This window comes from Legionella wadsworthii DSM 21896 = ATCC 33877 (assembly GCF_000701265.1).
Lineage (GTDB): Bacteria > Pseudomonadota > Gammaproteobacteria > Legionellales > Legionellaceae > Legionella > Legionella wadsworthii.
In genome coordinates this window covers 969,010-985,513 of record NZ_KL370759.1, presented here as the reverse complement: position 1 = coordinate 985,513, position 16,504 = coordinate 969,010, and the positions used below count along the sequence as shown (strand labels likewise).

Sequence of the window (16,504 nt, the reverse complement as noted above, 5' to 3'; positions counted from 1 at the left end):
CCATCCTGTTCATCACAATACATTATATTTTCCGTTGTATGCCCGAGGCAGCCAGTATTTTTGTTGATATTTCCTCTATAGAGTATTTTGTCGAATTGATGTAAGGAATTTTTTCCTTTTGATACATGGCCTCCACTTCTTTTACTTCCAAACGGCATTGCTCTGGAGAAGCATAAGTACTGTTCGGCCTTCGTTCAGCTCTTATTTGCTGTAATCGATGGGGGTCAATAGTTAATCCGAATAATTTGTTTTTATAAGGCTTTAGTATTTCAGGTAATTTAAAACCTATGATGTCTTCCTCTGTAAACGGATAATTTGCAGCTAAAATTCCGTATTGAAGGGCCATATACAAACAACTTGGTGTTTTGCCGCAGCGAGAAACACCAATAAGAATAATATCAGCCTTATCATAGCCTCTGGTTCTTACTCCATCATCATGGGATAATGCAAAATCTATTGCTTCAAGACGGTGTAAGTACAATTTACTGTTTACTAATCCATGTGTTTTTCCGACCGTGTAAGAGGATTTTTCATTTAACTCTTCTTCCATAGGACCTATGAACGTACTAAATAAATCAAAAACTCGAGCGTTGGCTTTTTTAATGTAATTTCTAATTTCTGGATCAATTAAGGTCATAAATACCAGTGGCTTTACTCCTTGTTTATTAAAGGCTTGGTTTATCTGCTGGAGCGCATGTTCTGCTTTTTTTAATGAGTCCACATAGGGAATGGTATGTCGTTCAAAATTTGTATTTTCAAATTGGGTTATTAAACTATGCCCTAAAGTCTCTGCAGTAATTCCTGTACCATCAGATATCATAAAAACAAAACGCTTCATGGATTGCCTTAAGAAAATTATTTATATTCCATTTTAAAATGAAATAGTTAATATCACCAGTAAGTGTACTTATTTAAATCCATCTGCTATCTTAAATTAAAGAAAAGGATCTTTTAGGGTCAATATGGAACAAGATAGATTTGGTAGTAACAGCAAGCTTTATATTTTAGGCATGATTTGTTTGGTCCTTTGCCTGGGGTTGTTCTTCTTCAGTTTATATATATTGCCTTATCTCGCATGGGGATTAAATTATAATGTTCCTGACGTTGTTTTGAATCTTATAAGCTCATTCCAGGATAACTATAATTATACTGACGGAGCGAGCAGGCTTATTACCTGGTTGATTTTTTTTGTACCTTGCGTCATTACTGGTTTAATTTCTTATTTTGTATCGAACCATATTGATAATAATCTCTACAAATCAGAATTAAAGCCAGAAACTGAGGAAGAAGCTCCTCCTACGAAACACATTGGACGAGAAATCAAGGAATCTGCTGGTTTTGGCTTAAAGATTTTAGGTTTAATGATCGTTATTGTCATTGCAATTTTTTTATTACAATATTTAATTCAAGCAACCTCATAATTTAAGAGTAGGAAAGTGTATGGCCTATTTAAAACGTTGGAAAATTAAAAGAATTACTAAAAAAATCAAAGCATTCCAAGCAAACCGGCAAAACAATCAGCCTGGGGATGAAGTGCTCAAAAAAGAAATTGCCCATTATTTTGAACTGGCATCAATTTACAATTCATTGAAAGGAAATAAAAAATTTCCTTATGCAAGTGTAATGTATATGGAATGTTATCGAGCAGCTGCTGCGCTGGATGATGCAGAAGCCAATTACCAGCTAGGTAAAATCGTTCTTGAGGAAGCAAAATTTAGACAAAACTTGGAAAAAGAAGGTATATTTAAAAGCGAAACCAATTTGAAAAAAAGTAATCAACTATTTGAAGAGGCGCATGCCTATTTATCCGCTGCAATTGCTTTAGGTCATATAGAAGCAAAACGCTTAAGAGGACTTAGTTTTATAAATGGCTGGGGACTAGAGGCAGATAAAAAAGCTGGTTTTGAATTAATAGTTGCGAGTATTGAGGAAGAAGGCTCCTGGGACAGAGTACCACAAATTTTTGCATCGATGGGATTGAATAAACCTGAATTCTTTTCACAAATCATGCAACGTAGAAAATCATCTTAAATTACGGAAAGTACCTGGTTCATTCAGAGAATCAGGTACTATTGTGTTTCCTGCCATATCAAAGGCTCATCCAAATAATGTTTCTATTTTGCCTATACTGTATATAATAATTAATGCTGTAGGAATTTTCAAAATGAACCCCTTTTTGTTGATCAGTATAGGCCTATTAGTATTTAACCAGGCCTTTTCTTTGAATGACCCGTTAAAAAGTTTCGATGAAAACAAAACTTTACTACCATCCCCTTATCCTGTTTATACTATGGAAAATAATGGTGTGATGAATCATCCATTCCCTGGAGGCGTGTCCAGTTTTTTACCCACAGATAATAGCTACACCCTAAGCCCGGGTTGTTATATTGCATGCTACTCACATCATCAAGGGATTTATTCGGTTGCTCAGGATATCTATGTCATGGGACAAATTCGTGTTCCCGGTCAGTATCAGGCGCGAATTTGTCAACCGTCAGGATTTAAAGGGATGGATATTAGTAGGATGAGTCAATTTAAACTCCTTTGCTCTGAAAAGATTGATACCTGTAAAAATAACCAATGTTGGGCGGGTGGGGATACCGGAGGATGGTTTGGAATCCAATAACTTGAAATAATTAGTGATATAAAAGAACAGAATTGAAGTTACATGATAGAGTATTTTATCCCGATATTTACTAATTAGCCAATTATAAATGGAGCAATACCCAGATGAAAATAGCAGTGTGCAGTGATGAGCTCTATCCTGTTAATGATTATGTTGTTGAGGAGCTTGGGCGGATGGGGCATGAAGTGATTTCATTCGGTGCCATTAAATCGAGACAAAGCGAGCCTTGGATTAACACAGGCAAGATCGCTGCAGAAGCAATTCGAGATGGGCTATGTGACGAAGGAATTTTTTTTTGTTGGACAGGTACAGGTATTTCCATTGTAGCCAATAAAATTCCAGGAATCAGGGCGGCGTTGGTTACTGACGCCCAGACAGCAAAGGGCGCTAGAATATGGAATTGCGCTAATGTATTGGCATTGTCTAATCGACTCATCACACAAGATCTAGCCAAAGAAATTTTGGATTCTTGGTTCAATACCCAAGTGGATGATAAAGGAGAGGAGATTATCCATAAAATTACCTCTATAGAAAAAGAATATCGTTTGAAATAGAAAACTAAGAACCTATGCGTTCATGTCGTCGATATTTTAAAAACTTGTATCTTGAATCACTTTCTGGCTAAATTGTCATATGGCCTGCATTAAAGGGACTTTTTCATGTTAAAACGTGATATATCAACGACTAATATTCTAATCGCCTCTGCAGGCGGAATGATTGGATCTGGATGGCTATTTAGCCCTTTTATTAGCGCCCAAATGGCGGGTAGTAATTCACTGGTTTCATGGGTTATCGCAACCATTTTTATGATTTTTATCGCCTTACCCTTATGTGAGCTGGGAACAATGTTTCCTATTTCAGGCGGAATGTCTAATTATCCTACTTTTACACATGGAAAAGAGGTAGGTTTTTTATTTGCATGGACTTCATGGCTGTCTTATGTTGTCATGACTCCTATAGAAATTCAGGCGATTCTTCAATATTCAAGCCATTTTTTTCCAATATTAATAGATAAAAACTCAGCAACATTTTCTCTCTCTGGATATGGTTATTTTGTTGCTATGGGGATTATGCTTTTTGTCGTTGTCTTAAATTCATATGGTATTAAATTACTTGTGGAATGTAATAAGTATGCAAGCATTATCAAGTTTATTTTACCAAGCATTGCTATTGTTTCTTTGCTTCATGTCGCACCCTCGATGAGTAATGTCACACTTAATTTATCAGATAAAGAAAGCTGGGTTAATATTTTTACTGCCTTATCTGCTGGCGGAATCGCTTTTGCTTTTACTGGATTTCAGAATGGTCTTATATTGGCAGGGGAAGTAAAAAACCCACAACGAAATATTCCGATTGCCATACTAGGCGCTGTACTAATTGGATTTGTTTTATATTTCATGTTGGAATTAAGTTTTATCGCAGCAGTGCCTCAAAAATATTTAACTCATGGGTGGCATGCGTTGAGTTATCCAGGTGATAGTGGACCTTTGGTTGGCTTAACATTGCTCTTAGGTTTAGGTGTGGTTGCAACTTTACTGATGATAGATGCCGCCTTTTCACCTTTTGGGACTACTCTAGTCTATACAGCTGCAACATCTAGAATTTTATATGGAATGGCCCTCAATGATCATTTACCTAAAATCTTTTTAAAAGTAAACCGACATAAAATTCCTTATGTGACTCTTTATGCAAATTTAATTGTTGGCATGTTTTCTTTCCTTCCTTTTCCCGGATGGCAGAAGTTAGTCGCTTTTCTTTCTTCTGCAAGTATTCTGTCATATAGTATTGGACCTATTTGTCTTCTCGCTATGCGTAAATTACAACCATTAACACCCAGACCTTTTAAGCTTTCTGGAGCATATATTTGTTCCTACATTGCCTTCTATTTTTGTAATTTAATGCTGTATTGGTGTGGTTTTTCAGTTATCTGGAAACTTGATCTCGCTTTATTGTTAGGCATCATGATTTATTATATCTACCATAGGAAAAATTCTTGGGATAATAGCGCGCTTTTATATTGGTTTTTCTTTTACATGGTGACAATTCTTACTGTTTCCTATCTTGGTGATTTTGGTGGTATCAGTATCTTAAAGTTTCCATTTGATCTCTTAAGTCTTCTTCCCCTAAGTATCTTTATTCTCTATTCGAGTCAGAAACTCCTAAGTCCTTCTCGTCATGAACATATTAGCTCAATGGTGGAAGAGACCGCCCCGACTTTGGAGGATAAAATTCTTACTTAAAGTGTATTTAATGTTATAATTGCACACTATTATGACTTTTCGTTGATTAAAGATAATGGGTACATTTAAGCTTTTTAGTAAACAAATTATATTGTTTGTTGGAATATTCTTTTCTGCTGTTTCCTGGACTGTTGAAGTACCCATTTTTGATTTTCCAATTCATTCTTATTCCCAAAATATCCATGATTACCTGCCGTCAACGAGTAGAGACTATGATACCCCTCTTTTAAAGAGGGAATACCAAGAACTGCAACTACAACAGTTTTATAATCACTATTATTCAGTTGATCCTCAAGGCCTCTCACCTTGGAGTAAGAAAATGGTTGAATCTGTTTTGCCTAGTGTTCTTAGGATTGAGCTTGAACTATTAAATGAATTTGATAATCAAAATAAATCATATGAAGAGCGGCATTTTGCCGAAAATTTTAAAGAACACGATGCTCTATGGCTAAATAAAATTAAAAAAAACATGGATTTAGATTCTATTGAAAGGATCAGTTTTTATGATAAAAATAGAGCTATTGCGGTAAATAATACTTTTGCTCGTGCTTTGCCGGATCACGCTCCGGATTTTTATCATTTTAGTTTACCAGGACAGGGTTTCCCCTTTGATAACTTACAAGAATCAGTGGTTTGGGCAGGGACCCCATTGTATGTTTTGTCTGAATCAAAAGATAAAGCTTGGTCATTAGTTCTTACCCCGGATGCTTATTTTGCATGGTTAAAAAGCAGCGATATTGCTTATGCTTCAGATGAGTTTGTCGAAGTATGGAAAAATACAGCTAAGAGGGGGCTTGTTGCGATTACCCAAACGGAAGCAAGCATCTTAAATAAGAGTCATCATTTTCAATTTTCAAGCTATATAGGCGCCATTTATCCACTGATTCGTCGCAATGAAAACAACATTTCCATTTTGATTCCTATAAAAAATGATCTTAATCAAGCTGTTTTTCAAACTGGTTTTGTTTCTTCAAGTTCTGCGACCCTCATGCCTCTTGAAGCGACTAAAAAAAATTTTTCCATGATCTTGACTCAATTACAAAACCGTCCTTATGGATGGGGTGGCGCTTTCTTCTTCAATGATTGCTCACAAGAATTAAAGAGTATATTTAACCCATTTGGAATTTGGTTGCCTAGAAATTCGTCACAACAAGCAAAAATAAGTTCAGGTGTGGATTTATCTACTAATTCAGTTGATGAGCGTATTAGCATTTTAAAATCGCAAGGTCATCCACTCATGACACTAATATATATTGGTGGACATGTGATGTTGTATTTAGGAAACAATCAAATCAATAATCAAGAACTGTCTGCAATGACTTATCAAAATGTTTGGGGACTTTCTCCAGAAAATAAAGACAAACGGTATGTGATTGGCCAATCTATATTTTTTCCGCTTCTTAAATATTATCCTGAAAGCCCAGAGGTATCTTCACTGGCAAATAAATCCTTTTTTAAATTGATTCATCTTGATCAACTCAATGATAAAAGCGAAACGCCCGAGACATTTTCACAGACATTTTCCAAACCTGATCACCCGAAAATAATTTTATAATATGAAAAAATATATTCTTGCCTTACTTATTTCATTAGTTATTATCTTGACCTATTTTGAACTTATTGCAGAATCATCTCCTGATGCATGTAGTGTAACTTCTCCAAACGCCATTCCGGATTCTGCAACACAACTGATTATAGTAAAGCTTGTAAAGGGATTTAATGCTGAATTGACTGCGTGTAAAAAACAGGGACAATCATGGAAGAAGGTATGGAATTCATTTCCTTCAGTTGTAGGTGAAAGTGGAATAGCGCCCGTAGGCGAAAAGAAAGAAGGGGACATGAGGACTCCTGCAGGTTTATACCCTTTGGGAGATGCTTTTGGAACAAAGCCTTTGGCGCTTAAAATGGATTTTAAATACATCACTCCAGAAGATAAATATATCGATGATATCGCTCATTCGGAGTATAACACCTGGGTTAAAGGAAAAACCAGTGCAAAAAACTATGAATCCATGTTCATCGATGTATATAAAATGGGAATAATAGTAAATTACAATATGAACCCCGTCATTCCAGGAGCTGGGAGTGCTATATTTATACATTTATGGCGTTCATATCATACAGGTACTTATGGTTGCATCGCATTGAAAGAAGCGCATTTGGCAAAACTACTTCACTGGCTCGATAAACAACAAAATCCTCATATTTTAATTCTCAAATGAAATGCTTTAAAGAATGCAGACATCATATTTGTTCAAATTACTTATATTTAGGGGTTGCACTTAAGCCCTGAATCAGTAAAGCTATGCTTTATATATCATATTTAGGATAAATGCCGTGCGACATGTCAATTATTTATGTTTCTTTGCCGTTTTTTTATCTAGTACAATAGGAAATTCACAAACGCTTTCAGAAAAAATTGATGAGCTCATTGAAAAAAAATTACCCAATTCTAGTATTGGTATTCTCATTAAAGAAGCTGATACAGATAAAATAGTTTATAGTAGGAATCCCAACAAATTACTTTCCCCAGCAAGCGGCATGAAATTACTTACTGCTGCAGCAGCCCTTTATCAATTAGGCCCGGATTATCGATTTATCACTTCTTTGACCAGGAAAGACCAAAATTATTATATTCAATTTACCGGCTCGCCTTCTTTTACTGTCGATAATTTAAATTCATTATTGCTCAATTTAAAAAAGAAGAATGTTGCGATTATTAATGGAAATATGATAATTGACAGTTCGCAATATCAACCGCCATTTTATCCGAGTGGAACTTCGTATGATGATCTCGGCTGGTATTATGCTGCTCCAGATACAGCAGCAATACTCAATGAAAATAAAGTAACCTATGAATTAACAAGCGCCAAGGAATTAGGAGGACCTGTAAAAATCAGGGCAAAAACCTTACCTAAAGCATTGACTCTTGAGAATGAATTAGTCACTGTGAGTAAAGAGGAAGAAAAGAATCACTGCAGTATGAACCTGGAAATAAAACCCCAAAACACTATACGTTTATATGGATGTATGATTCAGGATAAAAATCCTAAATTAATAGAACTTGCAATTCCAAATCCATTATTATTAGCACAGCAAATTATTAAGAATGTTTTGAATGAAAATAAAATTAAATTAGCAGGAAAGATAACCACAGGTATTACTCCAACCAATTCAGAGTTTATTGCAAGTTTCCATTCTCAACCTATGGATCGTTTGGTAACTCATATGCTACAAGAATCGGATAATCTTTATGCAAACAGTATTACTAAAAAGCTCGGCTACTCTTTAACTCGCAAAGGAACACACAAAGAAGGTGCTTATGCAATCAAAAAAATATTGTCCGAACATACGCATTTGGATATGTCACAAATGGAAATCGTTGATGGTGAGGGAACGCGCTATAATTTGGTAACCCCTGAACAAATGGTTGTTTTACTGAGTGATATATACCATGATCAAAAAATGAAAAATGTTTTTTTCAGAGCATTACCACAAGCAGGAGCTACTGGAACTTTAAAGGATAGAATGAAGAAAACAATGCTTGAGAATAAAGTATATGCAAAAACCGGGTCAATGCATGATATCTCTTCCTTATCCGGCTTTTTAATTAATCCTCATGAAAAAACATATATATTTTCAATTATTATTAACGGGGTGAATAAACCATTACTCAAAGCGAAATCACTCGAAGAAAAAATATTACAAGCCTTAGATGAGTATAGTCTAGAAGGAGGAGAACCAACTCATTCTTAGTATTTTTCTGGGGGTAAGTTCATATTCTTTTGCATTATCAAATGGATAAATCATGAATACTGAAAAGTTATTTTCTTATGGCACTTTACAATATGAAGCAGTTCAACTAAGTAATTTCGGACGAAAATTAAAAGGAAGTTCCGATCGACTCCCGGGATTTACCATGTCCCGAATAAAGATTAAAGATCTAAATGTCGTTGCGACAAGTGGAGAAGAGGAGCATCCAGTTATTGTCTATACAGAAAAAGATAAAGACAATATAGAAGGGGTTGTATTTGATATCACCTCAGAAGAATTAAAAAAAGCAGATACCTATGAGGTATCTGATTACAAACGAATTAAGGTGAAGTTGGCTTCGGGCGTATTTGCTTGGGTCTATGTCCATGTTGAGAGCGAATTGGTTTTTGCTTAAAGATATTTCCCCTTAAGCGGGAATATCTTTTTCATGAGATGTACGATGCTCATCCTTAACCCACCTCATCAAAAATGCGCCAATTATTTGAAATACAGGTAGTATGGCTAAAGCTATATGATAACTATTTAACGAAAAATCATGAGCAGCACCTGCATCGCTAAATGCATCCAGAAGTTTTCCAATAGCTGGCTCTGTAATGGCATCAAGAAAGGCATCGCTGGCATTGATTAAAGAAGTGACTGTACCCGCCAAATACAAAGGATTTGATTCTTTTCCAATGACAAAAACTAAGGGAAATGCCCCTAAACTAAAACCAAAAACGAAAAGCAATATACTTAATAACCAAATGGGCATTGGATGGGCATAAATGACCAAGCTTATGGACAGAGCAGAAATCAAGGTACTATAAAACATCAGTGCACAGCGGTTCTGTATACGGTTTACAAATAATGCAAATACAGGTGAGGCTATGGCTAAACCTACAAATACCAACGAAATAAGAGAGGGAGCTATTAATTTATCTAAATGATATGCTTTTTGTAAAAAAGGATTTCCCCATAATCCACAAAAAATAACGATGGGAGCAAACGCTAAACCGCTATACCCTGTTAACAACCAGTTTTGCTTGTTTTTGATAATTAATAAAATATCCTGCCATAAATGTGGATTTGCTGATGCAGGTTGTCTTTTAGTTTCTGCTGATGTACTGGCAAAAGTGGGTTTGTCTTTAACAATAAATACAAATAAGAAAGCTAAAATGATTCCCATCCAGGCTACATTGACTAAACTAGCTCTCCAGCCAATTTGACTCACCAACCATGCCAGAGGCATTTGTCCGAAAATAGCACCAACCATTGCTGCAGTAACGAGTAGGGATGTGAGCAAAGCATAATATTTCTTAGGAAACCACACTGCTGATAATTTGAAATATGCAATAGAAGCAAAAGAAACACCTACTCCTGTTAATGAGCGTCCCCAAATAGCTGAATTGAGTTCCTGGGCTTGAGAAAAAATATAAATTCCAAAAGCACAGCAGAAAATTGCTCCCGTTGTAACCCACCTGGTGCCGTAACGATCAAGAACGATTCCGACGAATAAAGGAACTATGAGATAAGTCCAGAAATATACCCCTGATAGAACTCCGAGTCCCAGCCCTTGCAAATTAAACGCATCCATCAATTGTTGGGGCATGACACTGGGAAAGTTTTGCAGGATATATTTATAAAATAAAAATGCGGCACATAAACTAATAATTAAAATGGCGCGATAGGTAATTTTTTTCTGCTGGGATGCTTCTGCATCAGGTGCATTTCCCATAGTGAATCTCCTCAAAAGTTAAAGTCGCTTTTATTTGATTATTCGCCTTTCCCCTAGAGAGGCTGAATAATCGAAACACGACTCTAGGGCGAGGAGGGAAAGACCACGACCACCACAATAACTGAAACGATAGAAACAATAGATTTTATCAACCCTAAAGAGCTTACAAAGAGCGATTGATAACTTAAACCATTGTTCATATATATTTCAAAGTGAAGAATAAGTTGATAACGATTGATAATAACAATTTGCAGTAAATATTGTCAAATAGATCTGAAAAAAAATAATTATTTATTTGAAAATAAACAGGTACATAACAAGAATAAGGCTGGAATGGAAAGAATAGTTATTAAATAAAATCCGAGACATATATGTCTCGGATTACGTCAGATAGTGAATTCGCTATTACCAGTTTTTGTGTTTACGCTTTGGATCTTCTTCTACCTGAGGCGCAAATTGTGGAACAAGCTGGTGCAGTCTTTTAAAGAATGACGGCGTAATAGGTTTACCGGATTCTATTTCATTGAATAAAGCATGTATTTCTCTTTTCTTATCCGGAGCTGCTTTTATCAATTCACGATGTATTTCCTTAATATCTTTTGTACTTGGAGCAGGCGCATCAGGAGTAATTAATCGCTTTAACATCAACGAATAACTGCTTTGCGGTTGAGGTTTCGGTGCCATGCTAAAGGGTGTTTTTCCCTGCACCATTTCAGATCTTTGTGATTCAACTTTGTTAATCCGATCAAGAATATTATGCGCTTTTCTTTTGCAGGTTTGTGTTCTTTGCATTAAGTCCTCAGACTCTTCTTTCATCAGTTCCTTATAGAAAGAATTTACTGTACAAATTTTTGGTCTTAACTGGAAATAGTTTTGCTTTGCCTTTTCCCATTCTTGTTCGCTCAACTGCTCTTTATTCATGTCCATGTCTTCAGTTAAGACTAAATAGGAATCCCCATGTCTTCGAAAGCGTGTTTGATGGTTTGGATCAATAATAAAGTGGGCTTGTTCGATGTCCTCAACGGGTTGACATTCCGAGTTAAGAAGAATTTTCTGTTTTCTAATAAATTGAAGTGCTTGCAAGAAGGCATGTCTTTGTAATCTTAGGTCTTCTTCATCAGTTAGTGTGGGTGAAGGAATATATTCCTCGATTGATTCTGTAGTGCCTATCTTAGATGTTAAATCTTCGATTAATTTTTCGTAAATTTGTTCTGGCGTTTTAGGAGGATCTTGTAATTGAGATTGAAGAAATCCAATCCTATCTTCCAGCATTCGAATACGTCTGTCCAAACGTGATTGCGTTGACTGTAAACTCGTGTCTTCAGTTCCAATGTCAGTTTGAGGTGTACTCTGTGCCCGAAGCGTATTCATATGTGTTGTTAAAACAAGGACTTGTTGCTGAATATGATCGTGTGGAACCGGTTGATTGTTGGTCATCGGCAATCGAAGCAATATATTAATATCTTCGAGGTTGTCCCTGATAAGCCCATGTCTTTCTTCCATAGCCGTTGCTTCTTCTTCAATAGAGGTTAATTCATCCTCAACTTCATCTAATTCTCTTTCTAATTTTTTGATTTCAGTATCAAGTTTTAGAAGTTCCTCAGCTTGATTATCAGCAACCGCCATTTGCATGACTATAGGTTTTTCTTTTTTCGATTCTGTTTTACCTTCATGGAGTTGTTCATTTTGCTGCTGGATGATTTCAGTGGCTTGTTTTGCCTTTGCTTTATCTTTGGCAATTAATGATAAAAAAAGTAACAGCAAACCTTGTTGACGACGCTTTTCCTCTTCAGACAACTTTATAATATTTCTATTTTTTACCTCTGCTTCCATGATTTCTTTCGCAATCATGTTTAAGGTCTTATTGCCACTTTCTGATGTAAGGTACTTGATTACTAATGAAGCATCTTTTAAACCAAAACGGGAGAGGAACCTGGCGAATAAATCGGGATTTGTATCTGTAGTTTTGGGATCATTATCTCTTTCTATCGTTGCTGACCATTGCTCAAGATGTTTTGAAATCAAAGAAATAGGGACTGGTTGGGTGGGGGATGATTTAGTGGCCACAAAAAGCTCCAGAATTTATTTATTGTACAAATTATAAACTTTTTTAGACTTTCTGTAAAGTGATTTTTAATTAAATCAAAATGTTAATTCCTGAATTGCGTTGATGCCGTCACGACTAAATTTTGGGGTGATACCTTATGATAATAGAGTATTTTTTTCCATAAAATAGATGAGGTAGCCATCAGCAATAAACACCCGGCAATACAAAAATCATACTGCCATAAAGAGCTGACTTTTATTGAATTAGGTGGAGTGAAGCTTACTATAAGGGATAAAGTGGCACCAGTGAATCCCAAAATAGAAAATAATATAATTACCCAATAGAAACGTTCCTTTTCTTGCCATGCTTGGCGTATTGCTGCAGTGAACATGAAACCATACATCAATAAATACATTTGCGTGGCAAGCGTTAACATGAACCAATAGGAGGCATTAATACTTTTAAATAATAAAAACACTGTACTCATAAGAGTCACAGCAAAAGCTTGTATTACCAGTAGTTTGGTCGAAGAATGCGTTCCTGAACAATCCATTTCATTACTTGCAAACATTAGACCTTTAAGAGGGGAGATAAGCCAGTTGTTCGCACAGCCAATGCAACCAATTACAATTAAAAGTATAAAAATAATACTTAAATTGGGACATTGAATTTGGTTAAAAAATATTTGAAACAATTCAGGTATGCCGCTGATAAAGTTTAATTGTTGCGGTGAAACCAATAACGCTAAAGTATAGGAACCAAAAAGCATGGTAATCAAAATAATAAACACTGAGAAGGCAATTGCTTTAGGTAAAGCACCGGGGTTGCTCTCTTGAGTAAATACTCCAGCAATTTCTATTCCGCAAAAAGAAAGAATAATTGCTGTAAGGGATGACCATGAGTCTTGTTGCGCGGGTGGAAGAATTTTTAAGTCGTGAGGATGCAAAATGACCCAAATGAATCCAATGGAGAGGATTAAAATGAAAGGGAGTATTAAGCCCGCTATAGAACAAAAAACACTAAGGCGTTTTGATAAATGAAACCCTTTTATATTAATGCCCGTAAGACTCCAGATCAGCACATTAACAATAAAAAAAATAAGAGGCTTATTTTCAATTAAATTGGGATTAATGCAATATAAAATTCCTCCTGCGATGAAGCTGAAGAAAGTAGGATAAATGAGGATATTTTGCATCCACTGAAACCAGATGGCAATAAAGCCAGATTTTTTGCCTAAGCTATTTTTTACCCAACCATAAATACCTTCAGACGATTTAGAGGAGAACCATCCTGAAATAACGGCACTTGGTAATAAAAAGAAAAAAAAAGCCAAACCAAAATACCTTAGAATTTCGGTTCCCACTAATGCTGCTGCCGGTAAATTACGGATGCTGTCCACAGAGCCCACAGTCATTAAAGTTAAACTAAAAACAGTTAACTTTTTGCCCATTAAAATCTCAATGACAAACAGCTTAATCCACCATCAATTTTGCGGTATTCACTGACATCGACTGTGATGACATGAAAGCCTGAATCTTTAACCATTTCAATGGATCGAGGAAAACCTTGAGCCATAATGATGAATTGGTTTACCCTAATGCAATTTGCTGCATAAGATTCACTTTCGTCAATAATTAGTTGATGATACGCTTCAAAGGCGGGATGATTAATTAATTCTCCCTGAACAAGTAAGTATCCATCTCCAAGATAGGAAACACCTGTTTTTAAATGGAGAAATTTTTTTAATTCTATGAAAGTACTTTGATAACCAAACTGAGCCAGCAAGTTTGCTAATTGCTCAGCACCTTTTTTATTAGTACGTTCAGATATTCCTATATAAAAATGATCATCTACTTGCAGAACATCGCCAGCTTCTAAGGTTCCAGGATACTCAATTCGATGAGTACGTGCTTTATAAAAGTGTTGAATACAAGGTTCAATCAGTTCAACCTCACCCTGTCTGGATGGAGCCCCGGGACGTGTCAGTAACGCAAATTGTTTGGTTAAAAGAGCGGAGTCTTCAACAAAGCACGAATCAGGGAAAGTATCTGCAGGGGGTAAAACTGTGACTTCTAAGCCACAATGCATTAACGCTTTGATGTAAGCCTCGTGTTGTTCCAACGCTTTAACATAATCAGGTTTACCAAATTCTCTGGTAGATGTCAGGCCTAAAACCAAATTGAATGAAGGTGTACGAACGATTGCTTGTTCCAACATGATATTCCCTTTTGAAAATAGATACTCCCGCTAAGGGATAGTCCCAAATCTTATAAGTCAAATCAAGAAAAATGTCTTCATTTTGATTGAAAAAATAAGATATTAAGTATAAAAATTTATCCGCCTGTTTCCAAGGGCTGTGAAGATGATTGGAAAATCTACCAGCAATTAAAGGATTAGATGTTGAATAATTAAACGCTGTTTTCTGTTTCAATGGCAATCACAGCTGCACCAGTAAAACGTCCATGGCGTAAGTCATCTAATGCTATATTGACTTGAGATAAAGGATAGGTATGGACTTCCGTTTTAACAGGAATCGAGGGAGCTAAGGATAAAAATGCTTCTCCATCATTTCGAGTGAGATTTGCAACAGAACAAAGAGTTCGTTCGCCCCACAGAATTTGATATGGAAAGCTGGGGATGTCGCTCATATGAATTCCAGCACAAACGACAACGCCACCTTTTATTGTATTACTAAGCGCTAGAGGAACCAATTTCCCTTCTGGAGCGAAAATAATTGCTGCGTCGAGGGGATGGGGGGATTTTTGCTCGGAATCACCGGCCCATGTTGCGCCTAATTGAACAGCAAATTCTTGGGCTTTTTGATCACCTTGCCGAGTAAACGCATAGACTGTTTTCCCTTGTTTTTGCGCCACTTGAATGAGGATATGTGCTGCTGCACCAAATCCATATAAACCTAAGTGTTTCGCTTGATTCGTTTTCAATAGAGCACGATATCCTATTAAACCCGCACACAAAAGCGGAGCAGCCTGTACATCAGAATAACCTTCAGGAATTGGAAAGCAAAATTGATGGTTTGCCACACAGTATTCGGCAAATCCCCCATCAATGTTGTAGCCTGTAAACTGAGCATGGTCACAAAGATTTTCTCGGCCGGAAAGACAAAATTTGCAGATGCCACAACTTCCGCCTAGCCAGGGAACGCCAACTTTTTGACCCAAAACAAAACCGGTCACCCCGGAGCCGATTTGTTCAATGGTACCGATAATTTGGTGGCCAGGAATAAGGGGAAGTTTGGGATTTTTTAATTCTGCATCGATGACATGCAAATCAGTACGACAAATACCGCAGGTATGAACTTTAATGAGCACTTCGTTGTCTTGCGGGTGCGGTTTTTTTACTTTTTTGTAGATTAATTGCTGTTTTGGTTTTTCCATGACCATTGCATACATGATATTTCCTTAGTTCCCTTTGGCTTAAACACACATCCTATTAATTAAAATGTAGCTTATTTAAAGGAATATTATTTTGACTTGACAAATAACTTTGGTATATCAAACTGTATTTGATGGATGAGTTAAATTTAAATTGGACGGAGTCAATGACAAATGAATACATTAATAAAATGGAAAAAAGGAAGCCCAGGTTTAATCGAGTCTGCACATAATCCTTTTGTTAGTCTTCAGCAGGAAGTTGATAAAGCGTTTCATGACTTTTATGATCTTTTTCGTTCCAATAAAAGCATGGAACAATTTGAAAATTTGAGTCTCATGCCTTCAATGGATGTAGTTGAAGATAAAGATCATTACACTATTCAACTTGAAATGCCCGGCATGGATGAAAAGGACATCAGTGTATCTTTTACAGGAAATGTACTTACCATAGCGGGTGAAAAATCAATCTCAACAAAAAATGAAAAGAAAAAATATATTTCACGGGAAATTAGTTATGGTAAATTTGAACGTACGTTGTCTTTACCATCAACGGTTGATGTAGATAAGGCCAAAGCTACATTTAAAAAAGGAATGCTTTGGATTGAACTTCCTAAAAAAATAGAGGCACATGGTAAATCTCGTGATATAAAAATTGAAAGGGCAAAATAGCATAAATTGGCCCCTATTTTGGGGCAGTATTCGCATGGGTTA

The 16,504-nt window shown here is 36.2% G+C and carries 16 protein-coding genes; 10 read left to right on the top strand and 6 right to left on the bottom strand.

Features of this window, described 5'->3' with window-relative positions; genetic code table 11:
- Positions 1 to 22: 22 nt before the first annotated feature.
- On the bottom strand, positions 23 to 838 hold the full coding sequence (ppsR, locus tag BU07_RS0110530) for a posphoenolpyruvate synthetase regulatory kinase/phosphorylase PpsR (RefSeq protein ID WP_031565838.1): 816 nt from the start codon (positions 836 to 838) through the stop codon (positions 23 to 25).
- Between the two features lie 124 nt (positions 839 to 962).
- Between ppsR and BU07_RS0110525 the strand changes: the two genes are divergently transcribed.
- From BU07_RS0110525 to BU07_RS0110485, 9 genes are all read left to right on the top strand, one after another.
- Entirely contained in the window at positions 963 to 1,421 is a 459-nt protein-coding gene (locus BU07_RS0110525) for a hypothetical protein (protein WP_031565837.1), read from the top strand.
- Positions 1,422 to 1,440: 19 nt separating this feature from the next.
- On the top strand, positions 1,441 to 2,031 hold the full coding sequence (locus BU07_RS0110520; protein WP_031565836.1) for a hypothetical protein: 591 nt from the start codon (positions 1,441 to 1,443) through the stop codon (positions 2,029 to 2,031).
- Positions 2,032 to 2,164: 133 nt separating this feature from the next.
- Positions 2,165 to 2,626 (top strand): hypothetical protein, encoded by a 462-nt coding sequence (locus tag BU07_RS0110515; RefSeq protein WP_031565834.1) that lies wholly within the window; start codon positions 2,165 to 2,167, stop codon positions 2,624 to 2,626.
- A gap of 104 nt (positions 2,627 to 2,730) precedes the next feature.
- A complete protein-coding gene (locus BU07_RS0110510; RefSeq protein WP_031565833.1) occupies positions 2,731 to 3,180 on the top strand; it encodes an RpiB/LacA/LacB family sugar-phosphate isomerase in 450 nt (149 codons plus the stop codon).
- A gap of 105 nt (positions 3,181 to 3,285) precedes the next feature.
- Entirely contained in the window at positions 3,286 to 4,866 is a 1,581-nt protein-coding gene (locus BU07_RS0110505; RefSeq protein WP_031565832.1) for an APC family permease, read from the top strand.
- A 55-nt stretch (positions 4,867 to 4,921) separates the two neighbouring features.
- Positions 4,922 to 6,421: an SH3 domain-containing C40 family peptidase gene (locus BU07_RS0110500; protein WP_031565830.1), complete on the top strand. Its 1,500-nt coding sequence runs from the start codon at positions 4,922 to 4,924 to the stop codon at positions 6,419 to 6,421.
- Between the two features lies 1 nt (position 6,422).
- On the top strand, positions 6,423 to 7,088 hold the full coding sequence (locus BU07_RS0110495; protein ID WP_031565829.1) for a L,D-transpeptidase family protein: 666 nt from the start codon (positions 6,423 to 6,425) through the stop codon (positions 7,086 to 7,088).
- A 115-nt stretch (positions 7,089 to 7,203) separates the two neighbouring features.
- Positions 7,204 to 8,622: a D-alanyl-D-alanine carboxypeptidase/D-alanyl-D-alanine endopeptidase gene (gene dacB, locus BU07_RS0110490; RefSeq protein WP_031565828.1), complete on the top strand. Its 1,419-nt coding sequence runs from the start codon at positions 7,204 to 7,206 to the stop codon at positions 8,620 to 8,622.
- Positions 8,623 to 8,674: 52 nt separating this feature from the next.
- Complete coding sequence (locus BU07_RS0110485; protein ID WP_031565827.1) at positions 8,675 to 9,034, top strand: gamma-glutamylcyclotransferase family protein; 360 nt, start codon at positions 8,675 to 8,677, stop codon at positions 9,032 to 9,034.
- A gap of 12 nt (positions 9,035 to 9,046) precedes the next feature.
- Here the strand turns inward: BU07_RS0110485 and BU07_RS0110480 are convergent, their stop codons facing one another.
- The 5 genes from BU07_RS0110480 to BU07_RS0110460 all read right to left on the bottom strand — a co-directional run bounded on the left by BU07_RS0110480 (position 9,047) and on the right by BU07_RS0110460 (position 15,811).
- A complete protein-coding gene (locus BU07_RS0110480; protein ID WP_031565826.1) occupies positions 9,047 to 10,354 on the bottom strand; it encodes an MFS transporter in 1,308 nt (435 codons plus the stop codon).
- Positions 10,355 to 10,759: 405 nt separating this feature from the next.
- Entirely contained in the window at positions 10,760 to 12,421 is a 1,662-nt protein-coding gene (locus tag BU07_RS0110475; protein ID WP_031565825.1) for a hypothetical protein, read from the bottom strand.
- A gap of 83 nt (positions 12,422 to 12,504) precedes the next feature.
- Positions 12,505 to 13,851: an APC family permease gene (locus BU07_RS0110470; RefSeq protein ID WP_084157843.1), complete on the bottom strand. Its 1,347-nt coding sequence runs from the start codon at positions 13,849 to 13,851 to the stop codon at positions 12,505 to 12,507.
- Positions 13,851 to 14,618, bottom strand: coding sequence for a dimethylarginine dimethylaminohydrolase family protein (locus BU07_RS0110465; protein WP_031565821.1), 768 nt, complete (start codon positions 14,616 to 14,618; stop codon positions 13,851 to 13,853). The genes BU07_RS0110470 and BU07_RS0110465 overlap by 1 nt, the downstream gene beginning before the upstream one ends.
- A 191-nt stretch (positions 14,619 to 14,809) precedes the next feature.
- Positions 14,810 to 15,811 carry a zinc-dependent alcohol dehydrogenase family protein gene (locus tag BU07_RS0110460; protein WP_031565820.1) on the bottom strand — a complete coding sequence of 334 codons (1,002 nt, stop codon included), beginning with the start codon at positions 15,809 to 15,811 and terminating at the stop codon, positions 14,810 to 14,812.
- A gap of 156 nt (positions 15,812 to 15,967) precedes the next feature.
- Between BU07_RS0110460 and BU07_RS0110455 the strand changes: the two genes are divergently transcribed.
- The gene (locus BU07_RS0110455; protein WP_031565819.1) at positions 15,968 to 16,462 is read left to right on the top strand and encodes an Hsp20/alpha crystallin family protein; all 495 of its coding nucleotides are present in this window, start codon (positions 15,968 to 15,970) and stop codon (positions 16,460 to 16,462) included.
- Positions 16,463 to 16,504: the final 42 nt, after the last annotated feature.